The following is a 4,271-nucleotide window of genomic DNA, read 5'->3' as shown; positions in this document are numbered from 1 at the left end:
TCATCTTTTTATGTTAGGAATAGATTGTATACATTTTAGCAGTTTCATATAAATAATAGAAATTTATACGAGGTAAATACCATGGGAAATAAAAAAGAAATAGCTATAGTTGCATTAACAACAGGATTTGTTTTAACAAGTGTAACACCATATGGAGTAGGTCATGCAGAGGAACCTGGTCAAATGCAAGTTGAAATTCAAGAGGATTCGTTCCGTACAGGTGATCTTACACAACCATCAAAAAAGGCGCCAGAGAATGTAGTGAAAGATGCACTTAAGGAAAATACGGAGCATGCTTTGTCTCCAAAACAAGTTAGTGCAGAAACAGGAGTAGATTACAAGGTTCTTCAAAAACGTGGTTCTTATGATGGAACTACACTTGTGCGCATGCAACAAATATATGAAGGAAAAGAAGTGTATGGCCACCAGTTAACTGCTCACGTAGATAAAAAAGGTATTATTAAAAGCATTTCAGGAGCTAGCGCACAAAATTTAACACAAGAAGATTTAAAGAAACCTATTAATTTATCAAAAGAAGAAGCGAAACAATATATTTATAAAAAGTACGGAAACGACATTAAATTTATTTCTGAACCAGAAGTTAAGGCGGTTATTTTTGTTGATGAAAATCATGGGCAGGCTAGCAATGCATATCAAGTTACATTTGCTGCTACAACACCAAATTATGTATCTGGAACTTATTTAGTGAATGCTCATAATGGCGATATATTAAAAGATATGGTACAAGAATCAAGTTTGAAAATAAGTGAAGAGTATGTTGAATCCGTTAAGGAAAATAAAACTAGCAATTTCACATCATTAACTGGAACAGGAAAAGATGATTTAGGCGTAACTCGTACATTTGGTATTTCTAAACAGACCAGTGGGAATTATGCGCTTGCTGATTACACAAGAGGGCAAGGAATTGAGACATATGATGTAAATTATAGAGATATTACAAATGAAGAAAGTTATTATCCTGGCATACTAGCAACTAGCGCTTCAACAACATTTAATGATCCAAAGGCGGTAAGCGCTCATTTCTTAGCAACAAAGGTATATGATTTTTATAAAGAAAAATATAATCGTAATAGTTTTGATAATAAAGGAAAAAAAGTAGTTTCAGTTGTACATGCATGGGATTCTGGAGGAACAAATGATCCTGAAAATTGGGAGAATGCATTTAGTACTAATATTAATAACATCAGTATGCTTTTATATGGAGATCCTATGGTAAAAGCGTTCGATATAGCCGGTCATGAATTTACACACGCAGTTACATCAAGTGAATCTAACCTTGAATTCTCAGGAGAATCTGGGGCAATTAACGAGGCATTATCGGATATTATGGGAACGGCTATAGAGAAATACATAAATAATGGGGAATTTAACTGGACAATAGGAGAGCAAACTGGAGCGACTTTTCGTAATATGAAAAATCCAACTGCAATTAATTTTTCAGAAGGACTACCGTATCCCGATGATTATAGTAAATATAATGATTTAAATGGAGAGGATTATGGAGGCGTTCATTTTAACTCAAGTATTATTAATAAAGTTGCGTATTTAATTGCACAAGGTGGTACTCATAACGGTGTAAATGTAAATGGTATTGGTGAAGATAAAATGTTTGATATTTTCTATTATGCAAATACTGATGAATTAAACATGACTTCTAATTTCTCTGAATTGAAATTGGCATGCCTTAAAGTGGCAACTAATAAATATGGAACGAGCTCAATTGAAGTTCAAGCAGTCCAAAATGCTTTTGATGCTGCAAAAATTACCGGAACAATGAAAGAAAACGAAAAAACAGCAGAAAACCAAGCTCCAGAGTTAACTGTGCCGTTTACGATTACACTACGTGTAGGTGATACGTTTGATCCAATGAGAAATGTAAAAGCTGTTGATAAAGAAGATGGTGATTTAACAAATAAAGTAAAGCATAAAGGCGATGTAGATACTTCAAAACCAGGTACATACATTGTGGAATACTTGGTCGTTGATTCCCAAGGGAGAACTACAACGGCTACACAGACTGTAATTGTAGAGGGAAATGGAGAAATATTAGATTTAGAACCTAAATTAACAGTGCCTGTTGGAGCGACAATTCATGTAGGAGATTCATTCGATCCAATGATAAAAGTAAAAGCTATTGATAAAGAAGACGGCGATCTTACTTCTAAAGTAAAAATTGCTGGTGGAGTAGATACATCTAAAGTCGGTACTTACGTATTAACGTACACGGTTACAGATTCTAAAGGTCATGAAGTAACGGCGAAACAAACTGTAACGGTTAAAGTTAGAGAAGAAGTTACAAATGAAAAACCAATACTAAAAGTACCTGCTACAACTTCAATTACTGAGGGTGATCAATTTGATCCGTTGGTAGGGGTATCAGCTACTGATAAAGAGGACGGTGACCTTACTTCTAAAATAGCGTATGAAGGAACTATAGATACAACTAAAGCTGGTACTTATGAAATAATATATAGTGTCAAAGATTCCATGGGTAATGACGTAAATACAATACAAAAAGTATTAGTGAAAGATAAGGAAACTAGCAAAGCTAATGGCCTTGCTAATAAGGCAAATAAGAGTAATATCTCTAACAACAGTAATAGCGATAAAAAAGAATATACATATAAGGAGCTTCCAAAGACGGGTGTAAGTACAACTAACAGTGCAGCAATCGGCATATTGATGATTATTGCAGGTACAGTACTCACTTTGATTCGCAAATTTAGAAAGATACAAAAATAATAGTAGGGATCATTCGTTTGAAGAAAAGAGTTCAGTATTCAAAAGAAATAAAGTAGAAAGTAAATAAAACGAAATATGGATTTTTTACTTATTAAGATTTTAATAGTTAAGCGGTACATTTGGCTTTTATAAAAATTTGCAGTTGGATACTACTCTGTCTACAGAACTATATTACATATAAAACACGTTACTATTCTCATTAAAATAAAAGAATAGTAACGTGTTTTTTAATTTGAAAATAGTATAAATCCTATAGCTCATGAATATAGGAGTACTTCTAATTTGCCATTGATAAGTTACTGAAAACACTTTGTTTTAATGGAAGTGTCACTCTAAATGACAACATGAGATTTTCGGTATTTACCAGGTGTTTCATTGGTGAATTTTTTAAAAATTTTAGTGAAATAACTTTGATCGCTAAAATTAAGCGAAGCGCATATATCTGATAAGGGATAGGTGGTGAAAGTTAATAATTTCTTTGCTTCTTCGACTCGTTCACGTTGAATGTACTCAATTAATGAAATACCGACTTCTTTTTTAAATAATATAGATAAATAATCTGAATTCACATTTGCAAATTTAGCAAGTTGTTTAACAGATATTGGATTGTAAATATTTTTAAAAATGTAGTTTTTACAAATAGCAATAGTCTGTGAATGTTGCTGTGTTTTTTGTGCCTTTACACGGTCTGCAAAGGTACAAAAAGCATTTTTTAATAAATCCCAAACAGATTCTTTGTCTTTTAAATCTTCTGTTCTTTGAATATGTAAATCATAAATTTTGTAAGCAATCCCAGATGGAAGTCCCCCTTTTATCGCATATCTAGTAGCGAGCGTGATGGATGAAATGCAAATGTTTTTATGACGTCTTAATTGATGGAATGAAGATAAAGATGAAAGAGTCTCTTGTTGGAATTCGTAATAATATTTGAGGACGGTTTCTTTATCCCCGTCTTCTATAGAACTAAGTAGTTGCTGCTCTATATATAAATTATGATAAATGGATTCGTCTTTTTGCATTGAAATATATACATCTTCGTTTAAGATGCTGCTATGACTTATATGAAGTGAGTCACTGTTATTTGAAAAGGTGCTTACATCTGAATTTTTTTTATAGAGAATGTTATAGAACAATATCGCTATATTTACAAAGAAATTTTGATCTTTGACTGACAATGAAAAATAATGGTCTCTTGTTCTTTTATAATTTGGAATAAAATTAAGGTTACTATCCGCTTTACTTGTAGAAAAATTTACATGTGTCAAGGGCCCAATAATAACAGTACCGTTCACCATATAATCGCTCTTTATGTGAATTAAAATAAAGTGCCCTAGATATTCGTGAGTTCTGAAGATGGGGGAATTATATGTATCATTTCTCTGAAAAAGCATATGTAACTGTTCTATTTTTGATGTATATAACGAATGTGAATCATTTTTGGATTTAAATTCTAAAAGAATATTTTTGTTACAATCTAAAAAACAAACTGGAATTTCGAAAGATTGAAA

2 protein-coding genes are annotated in these 4,271 nt (G+C 32.2%); one reads left to right on the top strand and one right to left on the bottom strand.

The annotated features are described in order from the left end of the window. Nucleotides 1-81 precede the first annotated feature (81 nt). Complete coding sequence (locus tag ACQGSG_RS27015) at nt 82-2,763, top strand: M4 family metallopeptidase (RefSeq protein WP_426948471.1); 2,682 nt, start codon at nt 82-84, stop codon at nt 2,761-2,763. 332 nt (nt 2,764-3,095) lie between these two features. Here the strand turns inward: ACQGSG_RS27015 and ACQGSG_RS27010 are convergent. Beyond that, nucleotides 3,096-4,271: helix-turn-helix domain-containing protein (locus ACQGSG_RS27010; protein WP_426948469.1), on the bottom strand; the 1,176-nt coding region annotated here is incomplete at its 5' end.

The sequence above is a fragment of the Bacillus sp. GMa5/1 genome (assembly GCF_050172015.1).
Lineage (GTDB): Bacteria > Bacillota > Bacilli > Bacillales > Bacillaceae_G > Bacillus_A > Bacillus_A cereus.
This window is presented reverse-complemented; position numbering and strand designations above follow the sequence as displayed.